The organism is Rhizobium sp. BR 315 (assembly GCF_050577975.1).
In the GTDB taxonomy this organism is placed as follows: Bacteria; Pseudomonadota; Alphaproteobacteria; order Rhizobiales; family Rhizobiaceae; genus Rhizobium; species Rhizobium miluonense.
Map to the genome: position 1 here is coordinate 47,283 of NZ_JARWKZ010000005.1, position 23,765 is coordinate 71,047.

Consider the following 23,765-nt stretch of genomic DNA (forward strand, 5'->3'; position numbering starts at 1 on the left):
AATAAAGACGGAAACCTATTCGGCTGCCGCGGCACTACGCATGGCCTCGACGTCCTTCAGCGGCGGCAGGCCGTAGAGGCGACTGTACTCCCGGCTGAATTGCGAGGGGCTCTGATACCCAACGCGATGACCGGCCGAACCGACATCGAGCTGCTCAACGATCATCAGTCGCCGCGCTTCATGCAGCCGAAGCTGCTTCTGATATTGCATCGGCGACAGAGCGGTAACGGTCTTGAAATGGTGATGCAACGAGGAAACGCTCATCCCAACGCGCTCGGCCAGTTCTTCGATGCGCAGCGGCTGCGTATAGTTGCCGCGAAGCCAGGCGACGGCACGCGCAACCCTATTGCTCTGGCTTTCCGCCATGGCGACCTGCAGCAGTCTAGGACCGTTCGGGCCTGTCAGCAGACGATAAAGGATCTCCTGCTCGATCAATGGAGCCATGGCCGGAATATCTTCTGGCCGATCAAGTAATCTGAGCAGCCGCAGCGAAGCATCGAGCAGTTCCGGCGACGCCGCATTGATCGCGATCCCACGCACGGGCTCGGCTGTCAGTGCCTGACGCGGAATGCTGACACGCGACAACAGCTCCTTCAGCCGCTCGCTATCGAGCGCCATGCCGAAGCAAAGATAAGGCGTGTCACTGCCGACATTGGTCACCTGCGTCGATACGGGCAGGTCGAGGGCGGTCAAAATATATTCGCCGACACCGTAATTGTAGGTTTCAGCACCGATCGTCAGGCTCTTGCGACCCTGAACCACGATTGCAAAGCAGGGCCGATAGGCCCCATGTTGCCACACCGTCGCGGCCGACTGCCGGTAAAGATGGAGATTGTCTATCGGCGTACGGTGTTCCCCGTCTCCCGTGGCGAAACGTGCAACGATGGATGCGAGTTCCTGATTGGGATTGAAAGGCAGTGTCATTCGCAACCAACTGTTTTCGAGTAGATATCGAAACCTATCTAGGTAACGTCGTTCGATCGCAAAAGACCCGCCGCGCATTTAGATTCGCAGGATCGTACATAAAGCTTGCAGGATCGCTCTAACGCTCCGGCCCGCTCCCATTGCATAGTCGGCCATCCCAATTCCACTCCCACCTCCTCCGAAGAACAAGGAAATCTCCCATGCCTATCGCAAAGGGTTATGCCGCGACCGACGCGTCCAAGCCGCTCACCCCCTTCACCTTCGAACGCCGCGAGCCGAATGAGGACGACGTCGTCATCGAGATCAAGTTCTCCGGCATCTGCCATTCCGACATTCACCAGGCCCGCAACGAATGGGGCAATGCAAAATATCCGATGGTACCGGGCCATGAGATCGCCGGCATCGTTAGCGCCGTCGGCTCGAAAGTGACCAAGTTCAAGGTCGGCGACCGCGTCGGCGTCGGCTGCTTCGTCAATTCGTGCACGACGTGTGCCACCCGCGACCTCGATCTGGAACACTACATGCCGGGCGTGGTCCAGACCTACAACGACTTCGAAGCCGATGGCACGACGCCGACTTATGGCGGCTATTCGGATTCGATCGTTGTCAAGGAAGGCTACGTCCTCTCGATCCCCGAAAATATTCCGCTTGACGCTGCGGCTCCGCTGCTCTGCGCCGGCATCACGCTTTACTCGCCGCTGCACCACTGGAAAGCCGGTCCCGGCAAGAAGGTCGCGATCGTCGGCATGGGCGGCCTCGGCCATATGGGCGTCAAGATCGCCCATGCGATGGGCGCTGATGTCACCGTTCTCAGCCAGTCGCTTTCCAAAAAGGAAGACGGTCTGCGTCTCGGCGCTGACCATTACTACGCGACCAGCGACGCCGAGACCTTCACGACACTCGCCGGCACCTTCGACCTCCTCATCATGACGGTTGGCATCGCTCTCGACTGGAATGCCTATCTCGGCCTGTTGAAGGTCGACGGCAGCATGGTCGTCGTCGGCGCGCCCGAGCATCCGGTCCCGGTCCATGCCTTCTCGCTGATCCCCGGCCGCCGCAGCCTCTCCGGCTCGATGATCGGCTCGATCAAGGAAACCCAGGAAATGCTCGATTTCTGCGGCAAGCACAACATTGCCTCGGAGATCGAGGTGATCAATATCGATCAGGTCAACGAAGCCTATGAGCGCGTGCTGAAGAGCGACGTCCGCTACCGCTTCGTCATCGATATCGCCTCGCTGGCCTAACCAGAAAAAGGGCGGCGTCCGCTACGGACGCCGCCCTCTCCTCTCCTTATTCCTCGCGCATGGTTTCCCTTTGCGTGATCAGCCGGGCGCTATGCTGGCGGCTGATATAGATCCACAGCCAGCTCCAGGCGACCGCGATGCGCCAGCGCACGCCGATCAGGAAGTAGATGTGGGCAAGACCCCACACCCACCAGGCGAGCCATCCTCTTAGCTTCAGCCAGCCGAAATCGATAATCGCGGCACTCTTGCCGATCGTCGCAAGGCTGCCTTGATGGCGATAATGGAAGGAACCGGGAGCCGGTTTGCCGTCAAGCTTCGCCTTGATCACCTTGGCGACGTAGGCTCCCTGCTGCTTGGCGGCCGGAGCGATCCCCGGCACCGGACTGCCGTCGTCACGCATGACGGCTGCGGTATCCCCGATCACGAAGACATCTCCCTTGCCCGGTGCCCGCAGATCCTTGTCGACCACGGCCCGGCCGGCACGGTCTGCCGGAATATCCAGCCACTTTGCGGCCGGCGAAGCTTCAACCCCGGCTGCCCAGACGATGGTGCGGCACGGCACGAAAACATCGCCGATCGTGACGCCCTGCGCCGTGCACGAAGTCACGGGCTTGCCGAAGCGCAGGTCGACACCATGCGATTCCAGCTCCCGGCGCGCATAGTCGGAAAGATCCTCCGCGAAAGCAGCCAACACCCGCGGGCCGGCTTCGACGAGAATGATCTTCGCGTTGCTTGTATCGATATTGCGGAATTCCTTCGGCAGTGTCGTCCTTGCCAATTCCGAGATGATCCCGGCCAGCTCGACGCCCGTCGGCCCTGCCCCGACGATGACGAAGGTCAGGAGCGCCTCACGGACAGCGGGGTCCGTTTCCATTTCCGCCTGCTCGAAGGCCAGCAGCACGCGGCGGCGAATGGTCGTCGCATCCTCGAGCGTCTTCAATCCCGGCGCTACCGGCTCCCATTCGTCATGGCCGAAATAGGCATGGGTGGCGCCGGTCGCCAGCACCAGCGTATCGTAAGGGATCCTTTGTCCGTTCTTCAGAAGCACTTGATGCGCCTCGCCGTCGACACCGACGACTTCGGCGAGCAACGTCGTCACCTCCGGCCTGTCCCGGAAGAAATTACGGATCGGCCACGCGATCTCCGACGTGGCGAGCAAGGTGGTCGCGACTTGATAGAGAAGCGGCTGAAACAGGTGGTGATTGCGCCGGTCGATCATCGTTATGCGGACGGGAGCGCCTTTCAGATCGTTGACGACCTGCACCCCGCCGAAACCGCCCCCGACAACGACAACACGATGATCCTGCATGGCAACACCTCATGGCTATGTTTCGCTGAAAACGTAGGGTTGAGACGAGTAGGCAGCAACTCTCTTTTATGCATGGCACCCCTGCGCCATCATCTTGCTCTTTGGATCAAAACGCCTTCGTCGATTGTGCCCTCTCGATGAGATCAAACACTTCACGCACATTCGTGATGCCAAGAAATCGAGGGGCTTTTGACAGTGCCGGGGTCCAGTTGCTCGTACTACCATGATGATCTTGGCCAGCTTCGGGATCGGTTCCGAAGTTGATCGTCCCCGTTCCATCCTCCTTCTGATCGAGATCCATAGCCGGCAATCGCTCAAGCGAAAGGGTCAGAAGTTTAGAGAACCAACCTTCGCGCAAAATCATAATACGTCGATTTGTGACCGCATATTGCGTCCTAGCACGAACGAACGCGTCGACTACAAAACGGCCAATGATGAGATACAAGCCTATCAATACGAATGGCACGCCCCACAATTTGAAAAAGAATGGGGCGTCAACTTGCGTTATTGCCGCATCCTCCCAAAAAATCGCAAAACCACCCCACATTAGCGAGAAGGGGACAAGCAGCAGATCACTCCTGCTAGACATGAATCCTTGCTTCGGTTGACCATGCCACAATAATTTCTCACCAGGCAGGAAGTAACTTTGAATGTCAGTCTTGCGATTGTTTGTGTTACGCATGACACATTGCCTCAAAAGCGATAGCCGCGGCGACGATTTTACAACTTAAAAGCTTGCGATCTCCTTGACGCTTTCACCAGCTAATCCAGCTTTTCAGCCTGCTGCAGAGGAAAGCTTAGTGTGCGTAGCCGACAGGAATGGCCGCGCCACCTTTAAGTTCCTCCATGGAGATCGAGGCTGAGACATCGAAAAGCTCGACCTTGCGCACGAGCTGCTTGTAGATGACGTCATAGTGCTCGACGCGCGGCAGCACGATCTTCAGAATATAATCGTAATTGCCTGTGAGCCGATGCGCCTCGACGATCTCCGGAACATCGCCGATCGCCTTGCGGAAGGCCTCGATCCACTCGTCGGCGTGATGCGCCGTCTTGATCATCGCATAGACGGTGGTCGGCACCCCCATCTTCTCGCGATCGAGCACGACGATGCGCCGGGCGATGTGGCCGCTTTCCTCCAGCCGCTGGATACGGCGCGAGCAGGCCGAGACCGATAGAGCCACGCGATCGGCAAGCTCCGTCACCGATATGCCGGCATCGGCCTGCAAAATTTCGAGAATCTTTCGGTCACGTTCGTCAAGCATGTGCGGCGGCCTTTCATTATCGCGCCGTCATTTTGCACAAAATACGATTTATGCGCAAATAATTGCAGATTTGGTTGCCGATCTCACAAAAATTGCAAACATAAAGCGCATGAATCGCGGCACTATTGCCCCACCTACGAACAAGAAGCGGAGAACAGCAGTATGCGCACCATAGGTCTCATCGGCGGCATGAGTTTCGAGAGCTCGGCGGTTTATTATCGCCAGATCAACGAGATGGTCCGCGACCGCCTGGGTGGCCTCTCCTCCGCCGAAGTGCTGATGTACTCGGTCAATTTCGAAGAAATCGTCGCCTTGCAGAAGGCCGGACGCTGGGACGACGCGGCTGCTCGCCTCGGCGGTGTAGCCCATCGCCTGCAGGCAGCAGGTGCCGAATGCGTGCTCATCTGCACCAACACGATGCATCTGATCGCGCCGGAAGTCGCTTCGCGTATTTCCGTGCCGCTTATCCATATCATCGACGAAACCGCCGCAGCGCTGAAGGCCGCAGGCCGGGTAAAGCCGCTGCTGCTTGCCACGCGCTACACGATGGAACATGGCTTCTATGCCGAGCGCATGGCCCAGAACGGCATCTCCATCATGGTTCCCGGCCCCGAAGACAGGACAGTGACGCACGACATTATCTTCAGCGAACTCTGCGCCGGTATCATCAAGGACGAGTCCCGCCGCAAGCTGCATGACATCATCGAGCGCGCCAAGGCCGAAGGCGCCGACAGCGTCATTCTCGGCTGCACCGAGATCTGCCTCATCCTCGATCCGAACGCCCTGATCCTGCCCGGATTCGACACGACGACGATCCATGCCGAAGCCGCTGTCGACTTCGCCCTTTCGGATGAAAAGGCTCGCGGCGCTCGCGCGGCATAGAGCTTATCTTACTTGACTCAGTCAAATAAATAATGGACATCGTCTCTTTAGCTGAGGAGGCGATGTCCATGACCCTTGATGCCGAATTCGCAACCATTGATGCCGTCCGCGACTTCAATCGCTTCTATACGAACTTTCTCGGCGTCCTGAACAAGGCCTATCTGGATAGCCCCTACACGCTGACGGAGGCGCGCGTTCTGTTCGAGGTCGGCGTGCGCGGCGATGTTGCTGCCTCGGCGCTGACGCGTGACCTGCATCTCGACCCCGCTTATCTCAGCCGCATCGTCAAACGCTTCCGCGAGGACGGTTTGCTCGAAACCAAGCCCGATCCCGACGACGCGCGCAGCCAGGCCATCAACCTCACCGACAAGGGACAGATCCAGCTCCAGGAATTCGTCCGCCGCTCCCGCGCCCAGATCACCGAATACTTCGACAGGCTTTCGATCGGCGAGCCCGAGCGTATCGTCGACGCCATGCGGACGATCCAGGACACGCTCGGTGCAAACCGCAGCTCGGCGCCACCCGCCATCATCCGTCATCACCGCCATGGCGACATCGGCTGGATCGTACAAAGTCAGGCGCGCTTCTACTGCGGGGAACTCGGCTGGGATCATCGTTTCGAGGCCCTTGCCGCCGAAGTCGCCGGGAAATTCTTGGCCAACTTCAACCCGGAAAAGGACCGATGCTGGATCGCCGAGCGGAGCGGCCTGAACATCGGCTCCGTCATGATCGCCGACGGCGGCAACGGCATCGCCAAGCTCCGGCTGCTCTATGTCGACAGGATGGCCCGCGGGCTCGGCCTCGGCAAACTGCTGGTCGACGAATGCATCCGCTTCTCCCGCAAGGCCGGCTATACAAAGCTCTCGCTCTGGACAAACGACATCCTCGATACCGCGCGGGCTATCTACATCAAGGCCGGCTTCAGGCTCGTGGCTGAGGAAAAACACCGCATGTTCGGCCCGGAATTGAACGGCCAGACATGGGAGCTTGATCTGTAAGGGCAGATCCGTGCGCACAGACCGGCGCGACAAGGACGCGATCCACGTTGCGATCAACGATCAATAGCGGCAACGAAACCGGCCACTAGACCGCCCGTCGCCGACAGCAGCGGGCAACGATTATGTTGCGGCGCAAAAATCGCTTGATTTGGAAACGATCATTTCCTAAAAGAGTCGCATGACGACGAACACCATCGACATCGCTTCCAAACTTCGCGGTCGTCCGCGGGAATTCGATATGGATGCGGCGCTCGACCAAGCGCTGCGGGTCTTTTCCGAGCGCGGCTATCATGCCGCCTCGATCAGCGAGTTGACCGAAGCGATGAGCCTGACCGCCGGCAGCGTCTACAAGGCCTTCGGCGATAAGCGCGGCGTATTTCTCGCCGCCTTCGATCGCTATCGCCGCGTACGGCAGCGACTGATCGACGAAGTTCTTGCCAAGGCCCCAAATGCGCATGAAAAACTGCGCATATTGGTGACCTTCTTTGCTGAGGCATCATGCGGCGAGATCGGCCGCAGAGGCTGTCTCGTGGTCGGTAGCGCGACCGAACTTGCACTTTTCGACGAGGAGGTCGCTAGCCGCGTCGGCGTGGCTTTCGATTTCGACGAGCGACGCATCCTGGAACTTATTCGCCTGGGTCAAACGGATGGATCCGTGGCGACGCATGTCGACCCCGAAAGCACGGCTTGCGCCTTGCTTGCCCTCACCAAGGGCATGCGCGTCATCGGAAAAACCGGCCGCAAAACTGAACACATGCTCGCCGCCGCGGAAGCGGCAATGAAACTGCTGAATTGATTTTTCACGGAATTTTCCGGGCAAACCTCCCTGCCCGCATCGAGGACAAGACATGTCTGCAAATGCCGCCGCCAGACGGGAGAGCACACCGCTCCCTGAAGAGACTATTTCGCCACTGCTGACCTTTATGTTTGCCGCCGCCTGCGGGTTGGTGGCTGCCAATCTCTACTATGGCCAGCCGCTGGCCGGCCCCATCAGCCAGTCGCTCGGCTTCACACCCGCCGCCACCGGCCTCATCGTCACGTTGACGCAGATCGGCTATGGCCTCGGCCTGTTGCTGATCGTCCCGCTCGGCGACCTTTTGGAAAACCGCAGGCTCATCCTGACGCTGGTGGCGCTCTCAGCCGTAGCACTGGTCGGTGCGGCCTTCGCCTCGTCGCCGTCGCTGTTCCTGCTCGCTTCGCTCTGTATCGGCCTCGCCTCCGTTGCGGTGCAGGTTCTCGTGCCCTTTGCCGCCCATATGGCACCTGACGCCAGCCGCGGCGCCGTCGTCGGCAATGTCATGAGCGGCCTGCTCTGCGGCATCATGCTCGCCCGCCCCGCTGCAAGCTTTCTGTCCGAGCTACTGTCCTGGCATGCGGTCTATATCATCTCGGCCGGCATCATGATCGCGCTGATCGTCATCCTGCGCGCAGCCCTGCCGACCCGCGTGCCACACACGAAGCTGCACTATGGACAGCTGCTGTCCTCCATGGGGCATCTCGCGCTTCATACCCCTGTCCTGCAGCGGCGCGCACTTTATCAGGCATGCATGTTCGGTGCCTTCAGCCTCTTCTGGACGACGACGCCGTTGCTGCTGGCAAGCCCTGCCTTCGGCCTGACGCAAAACGGTATTGCCCTTTTCGCACTCGCCGGTGCGGCAGGTGCCGTCGCTTCGCCGATTGCCGGACGGGTTGCGGACCGCGGCTGGACAAAGCTCGCCACCACCTTCGCCCTGGTGCTTGCGATCGTCGCTTTCCTGATCGGCCATTTTTCCGGTAGCGGCTCGTTGCTGGCACTGATCATGCTGACGCTGTCAGGCATCATGCTCGATTTCGGCGTCCAGACCAATCTCGTGCTTGGTCAACGCGCCATCTTCGCGCTCAGCGCCGAACACCGCAGCCGTCTCAACGGGCTCTATATGGCGACCTTCTTTGCCGGCGGCGCCCTCGGCTCGGCGCTTGGCGGCTGGGCCTATGCCACCGGCGGGTGGAACATGGCGTCCTGGATCGGCGTCGCCTTCCCGGTCATTGCTTTGCTCGCCTTCCTGACAGAGCGCAAGAACTGAACTGATCAGGACGGCTGCGGCACAGCCTGCCGCATACATAGTTGATCTTATTGTATTTTTTTACAATTATGCTCGCTGTCATAACCACTTTAAGATAGAAAAAGCCCGGCTGTTAAACCGGGCTCTTTTCATACCACTATATGGCCGTGGTGGGCATGGTAGGCTCGGATGGCCGCCTCCCGCACGGCCAGTTCCATAGGCTCGCCGATAGCCCACCACGCGGCCCTCCTGATTGAGTTCGGCAGCTTGCAAAGTGGCGCCGCGACCAAAAGTCCGTCGTCGGACTCAATCAGCCGTAAGCCGCTAAGGACGAGGCCAAAATCAGGGAAGCGAGCTGATAGGAACGCAATGGTATTGGTCTTCCTGCGTCCCACCATGTCGAATTTCGTCAGCTCGACTTTCATGCCGTCGCCCCTTGCTGCTGCCCGTTCTTGGCCGGATCGTGCGGGATGGCTGCGACGTTAAAAGGAGTCGTCAGCGCGTCGCCACCCGGCAGGGACGGCAGGTCGAACACCTCGCGGGCTTCATTTTTAGTGTAGATGCCGCTCGTGGTCAGTGATGCATAGGCCGCCGCCTGATCCTGTAGCGTGCCGCTTGTCATATCGCTATAATCGCTGGCCAGATAAAATGTCCGGCGCTCGCGGGGTGACAGCACGAAAGCGGTAATGCTCTGATTCAGCAGCTGCGACCACGGATTCAAGCAGTGTGACACGAGCTGGATATCCGACTGCTGGGCGCTGCCCCACGACGAATTAAACGGCAGGCCGACAGTTTCGGGAGGCGTGCCGTAGGCTTGGGCCACGAGGTAGGCGTTGAACTGCCGATTGGCGACCAACTCGGAATCCTTCGCGGAGAGCGCGAATTGCTGAAGCGTGATCCCATCACCCGCCACCATAACACGGCCAGCTTTGTCGGTGCCGCTGAAATTGTCCTGAACGGTTTTCTGAAGGCGCGCCGCCGTCTCGTCGCTGATTGCGCCCGGTGCCGACAGGATACCGCCTGCCGAGAAACCGCTCTGTGCGGCCGTGCTGGTAGCGTCTTCGACTGCGACGGCAATGCCCATGCTCAGTGCGGCAAGCTGGATCGGCGAGCGGCCGCGACCGTTGAAAGGACGGTGCTTGACGTGAAGAATGTCCGACTGCCCGTAGACGGTCTGATTGAAGTTGAAAAGCGGATTCATCCAGCGATAGACGATCCGGCCGTTCCCGAGAAACTCCACAATCATATTGTTCCACGACAGCGGCGTCAGATTGGTCGGCTTGCCATTCTGGTCGAACTCGACATGCGCGAAGCATTCGCCATAAGTCACGAGATCGGACATTAGCGCATGCTTAAGCTCATAGGCGGACAGGTCGCGAGTCCCATTGAGCATTAAATCGTAGAGCGCGTGCGTGTCGGCTTCCACAGGGCTACCGCCCTTTGCCGTCTTGTAGAGCGTGGCGTCACTGCTGGCGTAGGCGCCAGAGATGAGGCTGATAGCACGGCTGGCCGTAGAAAGGTTGGTTGCGGTCTCAAGCGGACTATGATTGCCCAAGATGCGGGTAATAGCCGGGTCGCCGATGCCGATGCTGCTGCGTTTCTCAGACTTGCCGAAAAAGCTCATGATGCTGTCTTTGAAGCTACCCATTAGTGTGCGCCTCCGAGGTAGTGAAGATAAAGCTTGTTACGCAGATCGGCCTCCGCACTGGCGTGCAGCGAGCGCAGCGACGTGGTGCCCTTGGTTTCAACATACGCCGCGTGCGCGCGAATGACGCTGGCCTCAATGATATTGGCCTCAACGATGGTCCGTTTGTTGCCGGCCGTCCAAGTGTCACCGGTTGGTGGCACTTGAAAGCCGAGACTCCAACCGCCGAGCAAATCTGCTTCCTGCAAGCCGCGAATCTCGTCTGCGAGCGCCGTGGACGGCAGATCGACGGTAACTTTGAGTCCTCTGGCGTCCTCGACCATGGTTGCGTTGACGCCAACGCGGCCTAAGAGCTGCGAACCGTCATGGTCGACAAGGATAAGTTTTTCACGGCCGGCCTTGTCTGCTAGCGAACGGGTGAAGGCGCCGCGCTGAAAGGTTTCGGTAAACTGGCCGCCAATATTGGCCTCGACATCCCACAAAACCGGGTATCCGGTCAGAGTTCGGCCCGTGACGGCGCTGAAGCCGCCCGCTGCAAGGCGTTTCTCAATTGTCATTTGCGTCTCCTATTCTAGAGGGAAGAAAGGCGGCACGCAGCCGCCTCTCAATTCCGTTTCAGCCTGCCGACTACGAGCCGCTAGCGAGATTTGCCCAAGCAAACGAGGCTGCTCCATGCCGGGTGCCGACGTTGGCATCAAGGAAGGCGGTCAGTTCGAGGGCGCCAGAGCTGGAGAACTTGTACGGGTTGACCAGAAGGTCCACCGAGCCCCACGTCGCGATGACCAGATCGGACCACACGCCATAGGTCAGGCGCTCGGTCGCGGCGCCGGCCTGATTGGTCACATCGAAGGCGTAGCCGTGCAGCTGGTCTTCGATGTCGATTGCTCGATTCATGCCGTCCTTGACCTTGCGCATGGTGTCAGCCAGCTTCGATGTCAGCAGGAAGGCGCCCGTGCCGTTGTCGGCAAGCTCAATCGCCGAAATCAGGTTGCTTGCCGTATCGCTGATGAATGTGCCGCCGAACGGGGTGGCTGCGACTTCCGTCCAAATGCCCTTGGGTTGGTTATTTGCGCCAGTGCCGTTCAGTGCGGCAACGTCGAGCGCGTTGCTCACGACGTAGTTCATATCGGCCGCGATGATCTGGTCTACGCCGATGCTGTTGGTCTTGAGCAGGCGGCGGCTCAAAACAACCTGCGAGGCAACCGTGGTCGGCGCGAGCGACAGCTGATCCCACGTCGGGTCGCTTGCCGTGACGTTTCCGCCTTCAGCGAGCCACTGAGCGGTGCTACCGATAAGGTGACGGGGAAGTTCGAGCGGCGCAAAGCCTTCACTCTGGATCACCGTGGCGCCCATGCCGACGACCTTGGAAACCGGCTTCAGGCGAGTGATAAGCGGGCCGAATTTGCTGGAAATCGTGCCGGCTGCGTTGCCCGTGTTCTGGTCACGCTTTTCAAGGCCGAGCACGAGCGCCAGCGGTACGCGGATACCACGGGTCTGCGGGGCGTTGCGGGCAAGTTCGGCCGAAACTTCAGCTTCGAGGCCGGAAGCGTTGCCGTTTGCAGCGCCTTCGATGGCGGCGCGAAGCGAGTAGTTCCCGATCTGGCCGGCAACCGAGTCACGGGCGACAGTGCCGGCGGTATCGAACGAGGCCATCCGCTCTTCCTGAGTGATGCGCACGTCAAGCTCTTCGATCTTCTTGCCGATGGTTTCAAACTCGGCAGACTTGCCGGCAGACAGAGCCGCACGGGCCTCCGACATGAGGTTAGCGCGGTCGGACTTCAGATGATGAATGTTCAAGTTGTATTCTCCTGTGGTTAACAAAATGTAGGGTTGCGTATACGGCCGGATTAAGGCCGCTTGCCGTATCGGGTTACGAACCCGGAGTCGTTACGCGGGCAAGTTCGCCGTCGCTGTTCATGGTGATCTGTGCCGTTACGCGCTCCCCAAGATTCCCGGTCACAGTAAAATCGGCAAGATGCATGAAGCCGCTCCCAGTGATGGTCTTTGCCGGAAATTCGAGGATGATCTTGACGGGAACGGAGTCGATGGATTCGAGCGCAACCATCCAATCATCAATGGCTTCCTGCGCAAGGACGCCCTGACCGGAAATCTGCGCGGACAGCGAACGGACGTCGCGGCCGAGCCAAGAAACCTTATCGGGATCGTCGCAATCCGGAATGATGACGTCGTTCAAGTCCTTCGTGAACTGAAGGCTTTTGGTCGTGAAACCGCACGGCGACTTGTAGGTGATCGTGCCAGCGGTATCGTGTCCGAGCTGGACGACAAACTTGCCGAAACGAATTGTTACAGGTTTGGAAATGGTAATTCCTCCTATAGTTGCATCCTCTTTCAGTATAAAACGGCGCGAACCTTGTGTGGTGCTTCAGCTCGCGCCGTTTATTCTTAACCAAGAGGAGTTTTGCCTTGATGCTTGATATATATTCTGGACGTTCAAGCGATCAACGCGACACATCCGAAAAAAGCGCATAAGGCGAATATGCCTTATTTCTCACCGAAAAACGCCGACTCAAACTCGTCCTCGGGTTCACCGTCGCCAGCCAAAGCAGGGGGCTTGCCGAACGTATTGTTCAATTGGCGGAGAAGCTGCAACCGCTGGATTCCGACTTGCTCACCCGCAAGGATGTCAGCTCGAATGAGGCTGGCGATTTCCAGATTCGCGGAGTCGGCCATCCGTAGCCAAGGAATCTCGACTTGATAGATGCGCCAAGCCTTGCGCGCAGCTTCAGGCAGATAGGAGGGAGGATCGCCAAGGGACTCAGTGCCTGCCGGCTCGTTGCCGCGATAGCGCTGCGGGTTCTTCAGCGCGCTTCCGTCAAGCTTCGCGAGCGCAAGCGGTTTCTTGGGTCTAGGCATTCAAACTCCCTCCTATTGACACTAGATATGGCTATTTCGGCTTGTTTTTGCTATTATGACGCTAAATGTAGCCAACTGCGCAGCGATGATTCATGCATTAGCGCCACGACACATAAGTGATGGCCTATATTAGCGAATTGCAGGAACGCGAATTCTTGCCCGCCGCCGGTCCCGCCAATGCGCGAACGCAGAATTAAACCTCCCCCCCCGGTAGGGTCGCCCGCCCGATAGCCTCACAGCGCCACACAGAGCCTCACAGGCACGCTCCATGCGTGTCTTTGGTGTCGTCATGCATCCATGGAGGGAAAGTGCGTCAGCGTGGCCCAGTGTCACTAAGCGGATTTAATTCTGGACGAAGCCCTGTTCGGCCATGCAGCCCTTAAAGGCACTATCGGAGGCAACTGCCCCGGCGATCCATAGTCGCCCATACATCGCCTGAGTGTTTGTAGCCTGTCCTCTACATATTGCCTTCGCTCGCTCAAGCTGGCCCTGTTCGGTCGAACTGACCCGGTGCCACTGGCCTGATGAATTGCTGCTAGTGCAAGCACTAAGCAGCACTCCGAGAATGACAGCGCAAACACCCCGCATGTTCCCCTCCGTTGCACCACCCAAAGGTTAATCCATGCCAATCGGTAAAAACAGCCGGTATGAGAAATTCTCTCAAGAGGCGCGAATAGGTTAATCATGGATTGGTTATTGAGGGATTGCGCGGCGGCCCACATTGACGAATATAGACGTCGCTCGCTCGGGACATTCACGGCTTGGAAACGCAATGCGCGAACACATAATCAGAGAAATCCAGAGATTGGCTGGTCAAGACGGAGGCCAGCCACCGGGGACTAAAGCATTCATCACTGCGACCGGTATCATCGAATCAAAGTGGCGAGGGAAATATTGGGCGCGTTGGAGCGATGCGCTTATCGAGGCAGGATTTGAACCAAATTCTTGGGCCAGCAAATCAGATGCGAATGTGATCCTCTCCGGTGTAATTGCTGCCTGTCGCCATTATGGTCGGTTCCCAACAAACGCTGAGTTGTCCATGCTTAGGACTTCAGACCCAAGCATCCCGTCGCCTAAGACCATTCTTGGCAACTTTGCTGGAAGGGTGGGTCTAGTTGCAGCTTTAAGGGAATATGTTGGTGAAGCTGCGCAGTATGGCGACGTGAAAGCCATGCTGCCAACGATTACGCAATCCGCGCCTGCGCTACCCAAGGGTCCTAAGCCGGTTGACGGCCACGTTTACCTCATTAGGTCTGGCGAGTTTTACAAGATCGGTCGAAGCGATGAGTTGGAACGACGGGTGAAGGAAATACGGGTAGCACTGCCGGATGCTGCGACCCTCCTTCATTCAATAACCACAGACGACCCACCGGGCATTGAAGGATATTGGCATCGACGCTTCGCGGACAGGCGGGCGAATGGCGAATGGTTCAAACTCTCACCAGAGGACGTAAAGGCATTCGTGCGGCGCAAGTTCCAATAGCAACAGGCTAGACAGAGATCGGCTTCTTTTTTCCTCACTTCCTCAAACTCGCGCCCATCACTCTTCCTCTCTCCCCCTCTATCCTCAAACAAGGATATAGGGGGGTGAGGATGAGGATGTTTTCGGGCCAAATCTCCTCAGATGCTCATGCGATTTCCTCACGTGAGGAAGGTCATGAGGATGGCAAGTTCCTTATTAAAACGACCGCGTGAGGAGACGTGAGGACGTACCGCATGCGTTGATCGTCCAGCTCAAGCCAACCCTTCTTTAAAAGCTTGCCGATAGCCGCATCAAAGTCGCGCTTGAAATTTTTGGATGGTATCAGCTTGCGCGCTTCCTGCTCTGTCGTGTGCTGACTTGCCGAATACCGCCAGCCGCCTTCCGCTGTATCACCTACGGTCAGTCCTTCATTACCCATGGCCTTGACCACAGCTCGCATGAATGACTCTTCGCCGTCCGTCACAACCGCCGCCTTGGCCTTGGCTTTCGCTTCCGCCCTATCTTGAGCTTCCTTGGCTTTCCGGGCCGCTTCCTTGCGCTCGCCATCAAAGTCAGCCCGTAGGACGGGTGCGAACATGTCAGCGCCAGACTCCTTCACGCCCACCTTGATGGCCCCGAAGTCGAGGTCCGCAACGTAGCCTGATTCACCATCTTTCGACTTCTCGATAAAGATGTAACGGCGAGTCACTTCCCCGTCGCGTCTTTCTATCTTCACGCCAAGGATGGCCTCCATGGCCGCGTATGAGCTGCTGGAACCTCGCCAGATGCTCTCAGACTCTTGTGATTTGGTTGCATGGTGAACCAAGACGATGACGATATTCATCTCTTCAGAGATGCGATTCAGGTTATCTAGAACCACAGACCATGAGTCCGCTTCGTTCTCTCTCGCCACCATGCCGGATGCGGCCAACGTGTCGATAAAGACCACCTTGAGCGGCACGCCATGCTCGCTCATGAACTTAGCGTCGATCATGGCGGTTGTCTCAATGAAGCCTTCCCAAGCCTTGATGTCGGTCAGCACTTCAGGCCGCTTGATCAGCTGAAACGGCACCTTGCCCATAATTTCATGGTCGATGTACAAAGCTCGCCACCGCCGCCGCACGTTCTCGCGGCTCTCGTACGGGATGTAGACGACTCCGCACTTCTTCGGAACCTTGTACTTGCCAAGCCACTTACGCCCCGTGACAAGGGACATAGCCAAGTCCAGCGCAATGACTGTTTTGCCCGCCTGTGACTGGCCAGCTAGGCCACAAAGCCCGACAGACGGAAAGATTCCCTCAATGACTTCAGCTACAGGCGGCATAGGTGCCAGCGGGTCGAAATCGTCCAGTTCCCATGCAATACGCTTGGTAACGGCCGGCTTCTTCTGTTGTGCTTCATGCTCTTTCCAATCGCCCTCGCGCTCTGGCGGACGCGCGGCAGAGTCTTCGGCGACGTGATCACCAATGCGAATAGGTGTGGTTATTGCGGCCATTAATTATTCACCATCACGACGCTTCCGCTGTTCTTCAGCCACGGCTCGCATCTCGCTGACCTGCCACATGCCACTAATCCCGCGAAATTTTTCAGGGAACATCTCGCGCGCGATGGCGGCGTATTCATCCGATTGTTTGATCCTCTTCAGGCACCAATCCCAGGCACCTAGCAAGGCATCCTCGTTTACGGCATGCCCGTGGCGCTCAAGCGCCGTTTCGAACGCCCCGAAGAAATCGTGAGCGTCGAATCCCGACTTGATGCAGAGGTGCATAGGCCATTCATACTTGCCGTCCCTCATCTCGTTGAGACGTTCGGCGCCGATATGATACGAGCCGCATTCCAAGCCGTCGTCGGTAACCTTCCACTTGGCCGCGCTCATTTCCTCACCTCGTTATCCAACTGATCGAGAACAATTTTCGTCTTCGCCACCTGCTCGATTTCATCCCAACTTGGATTTATAAGTCGCAGCAGCTCAATAATGGTCGGTGTAGCATCTTCGCCGCTGTCGTGAATCTCGCGTGCTTTGTTTAACAGACGCTGTTTCTCGGAATTTTTAGAATTCTTAAGGTCTTCAAAATCTACCATCGTGCTTCTCCTTTAGATTGCAATGTCACGATACAATTTCGCGTCGCGAAATGTCCAGAGCACGCGGTCACACCTCTTCGGCCGGCTTGGCTTCCTGCTGGGCCTTGGCTAGGATGCTGTTGATGGTGCTTGCCCAAGCTTCACGCCGAGCGAAAAGCACAACGCGGCGGGGATTCGTCAGGTCCTGTTTGGTCAGGAAGGCCAGCTCTCCGGGGATGCCCGTAGCGGGGTCAAACATGGCGACTGTGAAGGTGTCAGCGTCCAAGCGTTCAACTACACGGCCGGCATATTCCAGCGCGCCGTCACGGTGAATCAACGCCCAAGAACCGAGTACACCCAATACATCGTCAGGGATGGTCTGTTGAGTTGCTTCGGTCATGCGGCAACTCCAGCAATGCGGGATTCAATCCACGTGAGGACTTCAGCCCTCACGTAAGCGATGCGACGAACGCCAATCTGTCGCGGTTTCGGGAAATGCCCTTCAGCAGCCATGGCGGCAAGCAAGCTCTTGCTCATGGTCGTCAAGGCCGCCGCTTCTTTCGGGCTCATCAAGGGGGATGCGAATGTTGTCTTGTCTGACACGTATTTTCTCCTTCAGATTGTGTTGAAGGAAATATATGACCAACTCGAACAGGATCAACAAAGGCCTGTCAGGGGGTGCGCGATGTGCTTACTGAGCATCCGTGGCGACGGGGGCCATGCAATAATCGGCCCAATCCTGCATTATTGGCCGGCGCTGATCGAGCATGTCTTCCCTTCTGTAAGCCGCGACGGTCCTATTCTTTTCGGCGTGCGCCAATGCCCGCTCAAGCGCCTCGAAGGAATACTTCTGTTGATTGCCGCCCCAGTCTCGGAATGTCGAGCGCAAGCCATGGGTTACCTCGGTGCCGCCAGACGCAGCCCTCAGAGCGCGCAATAGTGACTGCTCTGAGATCGGCTGGCCTTCCGTCTGGCCTTCGAAAAGCAAAGAGCCCGTGGCCTCTTGCACGCGACTCTTGATGATTGTCACCGATCGATCACTAAGCGGCACGCGATGCTCACGATTGGATTTCGTCCGTTCGGCTGGAATAACCCACGTCGCGTTATCTAAATCGAACTCTTCAGCAATAGCGCCACGAGCCTCACCAGCTCGAACGGCGGTCAGAGCGATAAACTCTACAGCTCGCGCCGCGACACCGCTCTCAGCCCGCAGCGAAGCCATTACGGCGGGCATCTGGGCATAAGGCACGGCCTGATGGTGCTGGTCATCTTGTGCGGCATGTCTCGGAAGGATTGTAGATAGGGGGCCATTCAAAATAGCCGGGTTGTCTCCTGAATACTTGCCGTGAGCTATGGCAAAGTCGAAGACTGCCGCTATGCACCCCAGCGTGCGGCGGGCAGTTTCAGGCGCAGAGTTCCACTTGTCGAGAATGGCGGCCGCTACGTCAGAGCGCGTGATTTTTGCGATAGGCATGTGATGCAAGGCTTTGGCGAACTCACCTAACCGTGTGCGCCATTGATCCTTTACGCGCTCGTTCCTGCCATGCTTCGTTCTCAGTTCAATGACTGGATCGATGAGGGATAGGAACGTGTCAGGCGTGCGCTTCCGGTTCGCCTTGGCTTTTGTATCTTCCGGTTCAATCCCTTCAGCAAGGCTCTCGCGCAATTCATGAGCTTTCCTTCTGGCGAGGTCCAGACTAACCGGCGCTGTGCCCTGCCCGAAGCCGCCAAGGCCGAACTCTTTGCGAAGATCACCCCTTTTCCAAATGAACACCCAAGACGCAGAGCCGCCCTTGCGGACACGAAGATACAGACCGTCCCCATCCGAGTAGATTCCCGGCTTTTCAATCTTTTTGATACCCGCAACAGTGAGCTTATGCCTAGCCATTTTCGTTTCCCGTTGTCATAACCTTACAAAGAGAAATACGAGAAATAAGCGCAAAAACAAGAAAAAATGGCATTATTAGCCCTATTTTAGAGCGTAGCGCGGCACAGCCTGCCGCAGCCAGTCACATTCCTGCAAGCCCGCACCATTGAAGGGATCGACCAGCGTGCCGGAAACGATGCCCGCCAGGATCTGCGGCGCTGGCGGCACCTTGGCGATAGTGGCGACCAGTCGGTCGCGAATCCATGCCAATGCAGCCGAATCAGATTGGTAAAAGGGCGTGAATGCCAGAGACAACAGCTGGAACAACCGCACATGCATCCGCCGCGCTTTAGCATAGGCCGAAAGCGCGGCCTCCAGCTTGTCATGTTCCGCAAGCGCATGCGCCAACGCCGCCACATCGAGCAGGGCCATGTTGGCGCCCTGCCCGAGCTGAGGGCTGGTGGAGTGGGCCGCGTCGCCAACAAAAACCGTCCGCCCGCTATAGGGCACCATCACCGTGCGATGGGCGTAGCGCGCCAACGTCAGCTGCTCCCAATCGCCAATTTGCTCCAGCAACGGCTCGCATTCCGGCCAGTAGCCGCGGATCGTGTTCTTCCAGCGACCGAGTCCACGGTTGCGCACTTCATCGGCATCCGCGACTTTCAGGCTCCAGAACAATGCCGCCTGTTTCGGCATATCCGGCTTTCTGCCGCCGATCGGCAAGACGCCGATCATCACGCTCGCCCTGTCGTAACGCTGCGTCAGCGACGCTTGATCGACCAGGCCGTCGGGACAATCGAGCGTCGCCCAGAAGGCGCCGTAGGTGAGGTTTCGCGCGCGCGGCATGACGGGTGACGCCGCCACCAGCTCGGAACGCGCGCCGCTGGCATCGATGACGAGATCGTAGGGTCCGAGGCGCTCGCCGCCTTCGACGGAAAGGTAGCTGCCACCGCCTTCCTCAATCACGCCGACAACGCGCTGCCCTGTGTAAATCGGATGTCTCCGCGCAGAGACCTCATCATAAAGCGTGTCGAACAGCGCGGCGCGATGGACGCCGAGCCCGTAGCGACCGCCCGGCAACGCATTGTAGCGCACATCGAGCACAATGCGGCCACGGGTGGTTTCCGTGCCGAACAAGCGGTCGATCCGATTGCCGGCAGCACGGATCGCCGGGCCGAGCCCAAGCGATTCCAGCACGGTCAGCCCCGTCGGCTGCAGCATCAAAGCAGAGCCGACCGGCGCGGGGCTATCGAAGCGTTCGATAATGTCGGTCGCGTGACCGGCGCGGGTCAGAAAAAGAGAGGCAGCAAGACCGGCGGGCCCGGCGCCGACAATGGCGATTTTCAGAGGCTTCACTGCAGGGCTCAGTCCGGTGATTGATCAAAACTGGCGCGCGCCGCGCGCACGGCCTCGTGATTGGCCTCAGCCCAGTTCAAAAGCTGCGCCAGCGGCTCATAAAGCGAATAACCAAGATCGGTCATGCGGTACTCTACGCTCGGGGGCTTGGTCGGAAAAACCTCGCGGCCGATATAGCCATCGCGCTGGAGCTCGCGTAGCGTCTGTGTCAGCATGCGCTGCGAGATATCGGGCACCATGCGGCGCAGCTCGCCAAAGCGATAGGGTCGCTGTGCCAGTGCTTCCAGCAATAGCACCGACCACTTGCCGCCGATTTGCGAGATCAGATCCCGCACCGGGCAGTCTGTAAAAGTGACCTTGCTGATATCGACGGCACGCAACGGTACCTTCGTGCTACGCAAATTGACGACGGTGCTTGTGCTCAAGGCGGTTCCCTTTTGGTAACGTAGAGCCAAAAAACTGCCTCCTTTACAGATCGAAGTCAAACCCCAATCTAGTGCTAGTCTCTTTTTGAGAGCAACCAGACTCCTGCAAGTCCGCGGCGGTCAAACAAGGAAAAAGACATGAGCAGCACTCTTCTCGTCACCGGCGCTGCCGGGCAGCTTGGCCAGCGCGTCATTCATCACCTGCTGGAGACTTACAAGGTCGCGCCCGGCCGCATCATTGCCGCAACCCGCAGCCCGGAGAAGCTTGCCGACCTAGCCGCCAAGGGCGTGGTGACCCGCAAGGCCGATTTCGATGACGCCGCCACCCTGCCGGCCGCCTTCGCCGGTGTCGACCGGCTGCTGATCATCAGCACCGATGCACTCGCCGTCCCGGGCCTGCGCCTGAAGCAGCAGACGGCTGCCGTCGAGGCCGCGAAAAAGGCCGGCGTGAAGCACATTCTCTACACCTCGATGCCGGCCCCGGAAGGCTCGCTCGTCACCTTCGCACCTGACCACCTCGGCACCGAAAACGCCATCGAGGCCAGCGGCATCGGCTATACGATCCTGCGCGATGCCTGGTATTTCGACAACTACTTGCTCGGCCTGCCGCATAGCCTCGAAGTCGGCAAGTGGTATACCGCGACCGGCAATGGCCGCGTCAGCAACATCAGCCGCAACGATTGCGCTCTCGCCATCGCCGCGGCGCTGGCGTCCGACAAGACCGAAAACGCCACCTATACGCTGACTGGCTCAACTGCCCTCACGATCGAGGATGTTGCAAGCGTCGTCAGCAAGATCACCGGCCGGCCGCTTGAGGTCGTGCAGGTCAACGACGAACAGTTCGCCGCCGGCCTCACCGGCGCCGGCCTGCCGAAATTCGTGGTCGACATGCTCGTCTCCGCCGACGCCAACACCCGCGCCGGCAATTTCGACATCCTGACCAACGATTTCAACAAGCTGACCGGTAAGGAACCGCAGACGCTGCGCAGCTTCGTCGAGGAACACAAGGCCGCATTGCTCGGCTGAGTTCGGGAGCGGCTGAGCAAGACGTCTTTGCCGCTACCTCAAGTATAGCCCCTCACCCCGCAAGCGGGGCGAGGGAGTTTTCACGCCTGAAGCATGAGCTCTAATCGAGTGATGTAATCATTGGTTTGCGCTGTTGTCCCTTCTCCCCGCAATGCGGAGAGAAAGCTAGGATGAGGGGCCCGGCACAATAGCGCGCCACCGGCACTTTATCGGACCAATCAGAAATGTTCAGCTTCAAACCACCTGCCCGCAGGCCCGGCGGAAGCGCCGCACCGTTTCGGCCATGCCGTATTCCAGCGCATCGGCGGTCAACCCGTGACCGATGGACGTCTCGGCAAGCTTCGGAATGCGCTTGAGGAGCGCAGGCAGGTTGGCGACCGTCAGGTCGTGACCGGCATTGACGTCAAGGCCGTTAGCGAAGGCGGCATCAGCGGTCTTTCCGAGCATCTCCAGAAAGACGGCAGCCCGTTCCGGCGCATCGTAGCAGCCGCCGTAAGGACCGGTGTAGAGCTCGATGCGATCGGCACCGACTTCCTTGGCGATCTTCACGGCGTCGGCATCGCCGTCGCCATCGGCAAACAGCGAAACGCGGCAGCCGATCTTCTTGTACTTGGCAACGACATCAGCCAGGAGCGCACGGTTCTTACGGAAATCCCAGCCATGATCGGATGTCGACTGCGTGGGGTCGTCCGGCACAAGCGTCACCTGTTCGGGCTCAGCCGAAGCGCAGAGATCGAAGAGCTCATCGGTCGGATAGCCCTCGATGTTGAACTCCGCCTCGGGAAACTCGTCATCGATCAGCGCACGTATATCGGGCAGATCGGAAAAGCGGATATGCCGCTGATCGGGGCGCGGATGAACAGTCAAACCGCTGGCGCCAGCAGCAAGCGCGATACGGCCAAGCCCGGTGACGCTCGGCCAGGGAAGATCACGCCGATTGCGCAGCATCGCGATGGCGTTGAGGTTCACGGAAAGCTTGGCAGGCATGATCGAAATCCCTGATTTTCAAAGCGGATGGTAGCGTCGTTTTATGCCATTACGGCCAGCAAAACCAACGAGATTCCGACATCAATCCATGCAAAACTTTGATAGGCGCGCCGCACCAATGCCACCACATGGTGACGGATCTATGGAGAGGCCTGACGTTGTGCTAGCGGACGATCGTCAGCGTCTCGGCGGCGCGGGTAATGGCGGTATAGAGCCAGCGCTCGCGCGTATCGCGAAACGCCCAGCTCTCGTCGAACAGCACCACATTGTTCCACTGCGAACCCTGCGCCTTGTGCACCGTCAGCGCATAGCCATAATCGAACTCGTCATAGCGCTTGCGTGTCGACCACGGGATCTCGCCCTCGACATCTTCAAAGGCCTGCTTCAGCAGCTTGATCTTCGCAGCACCTCGATCCATGTCGTCATCTTCCGGGCGGATCAAAAGATTGATGCCAGGTTTCGTCGTTTCCCTGGAAGAAGTCATGACCTGCCAAAGCGAGCCGTTGAGCAGCCCCTTGGCGGGATCGTTGCGCAGGCAGACCAGCTTGTCGCCGGATTGCGGGTAGTCGGCCGTAAAACCTTTAAGCTCGCGCAAGCGCTGATTGTAGCGTCGGCGCGTCCTGTTGGTGCCGACCAGAACCTGATCGGCCTCCATCACCAGCGGCTGCGTGACCTCGTTCTTCGAGATCACCTGCGCGGTGCCATAGTCGCCGTGCATGATTTCCTTGCCCTCGCGCACCTGCATGGCAAGCTGGATAATCGGATTATCGCGGGCCTGACGATGAATGTCCGTGAGCAGATAATCCGGCTCCTCGTTCGTGAAGAAACCGCCGCCGGAAACCGGCGGAAGCTGTCCCGGATCGCCGAGCACCAGAATGGGCGTCCCGAAACTCATCAGATCCTTGCCGAGCGCTTCGTCCACCATCGAGCATTCATCGACGATGATCAGCGCGGCCTTGGCGACCGGGCTCTGGCGATTGATGGTGAACATCGGGGCGATCGATGTCTTGCCCGTCTCTTCGTCCTCGACGGCCTCTTCGCCGCGCGGCCGGTAGATCAGCGAATGGATGGTCTTGGCATTCGAGGCGCCGCGCGAGCGCAACACCTGCGCCGCCTTACCCGTAAAGGCCGCAAACAGCACCTCGCCATCCACATGCTCGGCAAAATGCCGCGCAAGCGTCGTCTTGCCCGTGCCGGCATAGCCGAAAAGGCGAAACAGCGGCGAGCGCCCTTCCTTCAGCCACTTGGCGACGGCCTGAAGCGCTTCATCTTGTTGCGGCGCGAATTGCATGGGCCGAAATGGCAGGATTCGGCGGCAGGAAGCAAGCAGTAAAAAATACCCGGCGGATAGGGAATAAAATCAGGAGCACCCGTGTCTCATGTCCGGCAACGCAAAATGCG

General features: G+C 58.6%; 27 protein-coding genes. 7 read left to right on the forward strand and 20 right to left on the reverse strand.

Annotated elements, in window-relative coordinates; genetic code table 11:
- Positions 1-15: 15 nt before the first annotated feature.
- Complete coding sequence (locus tag QD409_RS07955; protein WP_430762354.1) at positions 16-924, reverse strand: AraC family transcriptional regulator N-terminal domain-containing protein; 909 nt, start codon at positions 922-924, stop codon at positions 16-18.
- Between the two features lie 200 nt (positions 925-1,124).
- On the opposite strand from QD409_RS07955, the gene QD409_RS07960 reads away from it, so the two are divergent.
- Positions 1,125-2,168 (forward strand): NAD(P)-dependent alcohol dehydrogenase, encoded by a 1,044-nt coding sequence (locus tag QD409_RS07960; RefSeq protein WP_430762355.1) that lies wholly within the window; start codon positions 1,125-1,127, stop codon positions 2,166-2,168.
- A gap of 46 nt (positions 2,169-2,214) precedes the next feature.
- On the opposite strand, the gene QD409_RS07965 is transcribed toward QD409_RS07960, so the two are convergent.
- The 3 genes from QD409_RS07965 to QD409_RS07975 form a co-directional block, all read right to left on the reverse strand.
- Positions 2,215-3,477 carry an NAD(P)/FAD-dependent oxidoreductase gene (locus QD409_RS07965; protein WP_430762356.1) on the reverse strand — a complete coding sequence of 421 codons (1,263 nt, stop codon included), beginning with the start codon at positions 3,475-3,477 and terminating at the stop codon, positions 2,215-2,217.
- 106 nt (positions 3,478-3,583) lie between these two features.
- Positions 3,584-4,159, reverse strand: coding sequence for a PH domain-containing protein (locus QD409_RS07970; RefSeq protein ID WP_430762357.1), 576 nt, complete (start codon positions 4,157-4,159; stop codon positions 3,584-3,586).
- 115 nt (positions 4,160-4,274) lie between these two features.
- Positions 4,275-4,739: an Lrp/AsnC family transcriptional regulator gene (locus QD409_RS07975; RefSeq protein ID WP_430762358.1), complete on the reverse strand. Its 465-nt coding sequence runs from the start codon at positions 4,737-4,739 to the stop codon at positions 4,275-4,277.
- Between the two features lie 162 nt (positions 4,740-4,901).
- Between QD409_RS07975 and QD409_RS07980 the strand changes: the two genes are divergently transcribed.
- The 4 genes from QD409_RS07980 to QD409_RS07995 all read left to right on the forward strand — a co-directional run bounded on the left by QD409_RS07980 (position 4,902) and on the right by QD409_RS07995 (position 8,682).
- Entirely contained in the window at positions 4,902-5,621 is a 720-nt protein-coding gene (locus QD409_RS07980; RefSeq protein ID WP_430762359.1) for an aspartate/glutamate racemase family protein, read from the forward strand.
- A gap of 68 nt (positions 5,622-5,689) precedes the next feature.
- Positions 5,690-6,619 (forward strand): bifunctional helix-turn-helix transcriptional regulator/GNAT family N-acetyltransferase, encoded by a 930-nt coding sequence (locus QD409_RS07985; protein WP_430762360.1) that lies wholly within the window; start codon positions 5,690-5,692, stop codon positions 6,617-6,619.
- A 178-nt stretch (positions 6,620-6,797) separates the two neighbouring features.
- The gene (locus tag QD409_RS07990; RefSeq protein ID WP_430762361.1) at positions 6,798-7,415 is read left to right on the forward strand and encodes a TetR/AcrR family transcriptional regulator; all 618 of its coding nucleotides are present in this window, start codon (positions 6,798-6,800) and stop codon (positions 7,413-7,415) included.
- Positions 7,416-7,467: 52 nt separating this feature from the next.
- Positions 7,468-8,682 carry an MFS transporter gene (locus QD409_RS07995; protein ID WP_430762362.1) on the forward strand — a complete coding sequence of 405 codons (1,215 nt, stop codon included), beginning with the start codon at positions 7,468-7,470 and terminating at the stop codon, positions 8,680-8,682.
- A gap of 128 nt (positions 8,683-8,810) precedes the next feature.
- Here the strand turns inward: QD409_RS07995 and QD409_RS08000 are convergent, their stop codons facing one another.
- From QD409_RS08000 to QD409_RS08025, 6 genes are all read right to left on the reverse strand, one after another.
- Positions 8,811-9,086 (reverse strand): hypothetical protein, encoded by a 276-nt coding sequence (locus QD409_RS08000; RefSeq protein WP_430762363.1) that lies wholly within the window; start codon positions 9,084-9,086, stop codon positions 8,811-8,813.
- The gene (locus QD409_RS08005) at positions 9,083-10,309 is read right to left on the reverse strand and encodes a phage portal protein (RefSeq protein WP_430762364.1); all 1,227 of its coding nucleotides are present in this window, start codon (positions 10,307-10,309) and stop codon (positions 9,083-9,085) included. The genes QD409_RS08000 and QD409_RS08005 overlap by 4 nt, the downstream gene beginning before the upstream one ends.
- A complete protein-coding gene (locus QD409_RS08010) occupies positions 10,309-10,863 on the reverse strand; it encodes an HK97 family phage prohead protease (protein WP_430762365.1) in 555 nt (184 codons plus the stop codon). Before QD409_RS08010 ends, QD409_RS08005 begins: the two co-directional genes overlap by 1 nt.
- Before the next feature lie 70 nt (positions 10,864-10,933).
- On the reverse strand, positions 10,934-12,103 hold the full coding sequence (locus QD409_RS08015; RefSeq protein ID WP_430762366.1) for a phage major capsid protein: 1,170 nt from the start codon (positions 12,101-12,103) through the stop codon (positions 10,934-10,936).
- A gap of 73 nt (positions 12,104-12,176) precedes the next feature.
- Positions 12,177-12,662 (reverse strand): phage tail tube protein, encoded by a 486-nt coding sequence (locus tag QD409_RS08020; RefSeq protein ID WP_430762498.1) that lies wholly within the window; start codon positions 12,660-12,662, stop codon positions 12,177-12,179.
- Positions 12,663-12,808: 146 nt separating this feature from the next.
- Positions 12,809-13,180, reverse strand: a complete 372-nt coding sequence (locus tag QD409_RS08025; RefSeq protein ID WP_430762367.1) for a hypothetical protein — start codon at positions 13,178-13,180, stop codon at positions 12,809-12,811.
- A 772-nt stretch (positions 13,181-13,952) separates the two neighbouring features.
- Here QD409_RS08025 and QD409_RS08030 point away from each other — a divergent pair.
- On the forward strand, positions 13,953-14,663 hold the full coding sequence (locus QD409_RS08030) for a GIY-YIG nuclease family protein (RefSeq protein ID WP_430762368.1): 711 nt from the start codon (positions 13,953-13,955) through the stop codon (positions 14,661-14,663).
- A gap of 172 nt (positions 14,664-14,835) precedes the next feature.
- On the opposite strand, the gene QD409_RS08035 is transcribed toward QD409_RS08030, so the two are convergent.
- From QD409_RS08035 to QD409_RS08070, 8 genes are all read right to left on the reverse strand, one after another.
- Positions 14,836-16,137 carry an AAA family ATPase gene (locus QD409_RS08035; protein ID WP_430762369.1) on the reverse strand — a complete coding sequence of 434 codons (1,302 nt, stop codon included), beginning with the start codon at positions 16,135-16,137 and terminating at the stop codon, positions 14,836-14,838.
- A 3-nt stretch (positions 16,138-16,140) separates the two neighbouring features.
- On the reverse strand, positions 16,141-16,518 hold the full coding sequence (locus QD409_RS08040) for a hypothetical protein (protein WP_430762370.1): 378 nt from the start codon (positions 16,516-16,518) through the stop codon (positions 16,141-16,143).
- Positions 16,515-16,724 carry a hypothetical protein gene (locus QD409_RS08045; RefSeq protein WP_430762371.1) on the reverse strand — a complete coding sequence of 70 codons (210 nt, stop codon included), beginning with the start codon at positions 16,722-16,724 and terminating at the stop codon, positions 16,515-16,517. Before QD409_RS08045 ends, QD409_RS08040 begins: the two co-directional genes overlap by 4 nt.
- Positions 16,725-16,791: 67 nt before the next feature.
- Positions 16,792-17,103, reverse strand: coding sequence for a hypothetical protein (locus QD409_RS08050; protein ID WP_430762372.1), 312 nt, complete (start codon positions 17,101-17,103; stop codon positions 16,792-16,794).
- Positions 17,100-17,306 (reverse strand): helix-turn-helix transcriptional regulator, encoded by a 207-nt coding sequence (locus QD409_RS08055; RefSeq protein ID WP_430762373.1) that lies wholly within the window; start codon positions 17,304-17,306, stop codon positions 17,100-17,102. Before QD409_RS08055 ends, QD409_RS08050 begins: the two co-directional genes overlap by 4 nt.
- A gap of 88 nt (positions 17,307-17,394) precedes the next feature.
- Positions 17,395-18,591 (reverse strand): tyrosine-type recombinase/integrase, encoded by a 1,197-nt coding sequence (locus QD409_RS08060; protein ID WP_430762374.1) that lies wholly within the window; start codon positions 18,589-18,591, stop codon positions 17,395-17,397.
- Between the two features lie 81 nt (positions 18,592-18,672).
- A complete protein-coding gene (locus QD409_RS08065; protein ID WP_430762375.1) occupies positions 18,673-19,926 on the reverse strand; it encodes an FAD-dependent oxidoreductase in 1,254 nt (417 codons plus the stop codon).
- Between the two features lie 8 nt (positions 19,927-19,934).
- On the reverse strand, positions 19,935-20,351 hold the full coding sequence (locus QD409_RS08070) for a winged helix-turn-helix transcriptional regulator (RefSeq protein ID WP_430762376.1): 417 nt from the start codon (positions 20,349-20,351) through the stop codon (positions 19,935-19,937).
- A gap of 138 nt (positions 20,352-20,489) precedes the next feature.
- Between QD409_RS08070 and QD409_RS08075 the strand changes: the two genes are divergently transcribed.
- Positions 20,490-21,377: an SDR family oxidoreductase gene (locus tag QD409_RS08075; RefSeq protein WP_430762377.1), complete on the forward strand. Its 888-nt coding sequence runs from the start codon at positions 20,490-20,492 to the stop codon at positions 21,375-21,377.
- A gap of 234 nt (positions 21,378-21,611) precedes the next feature.
- Here the strand turns inward: QD409_RS08075 and QD409_RS08080 are convergent, their stop codons facing one another.
- Positions 21,612-22,364, reverse strand: coding sequence for a pyridoxine 5'-phosphate synthase (locus QD409_RS08080; RefSeq protein ID WP_430762378.1), 753 nt, complete (start codon positions 22,362-22,364; stop codon positions 21,612-21,614).
- A gap of 163 nt (positions 22,365-22,527) precedes the next feature.
- Positions 22,528-23,655, reverse strand: a complete 1,128-nt coding sequence (locus QD409_RS08085; protein WP_092855414.1) for an ATP-dependent DNA helicase — start codon at positions 23,653-23,655, stop codon at positions 22,528-22,530.
- Positions 23,656-23,765 lie beyond the last annotated feature (110 nt).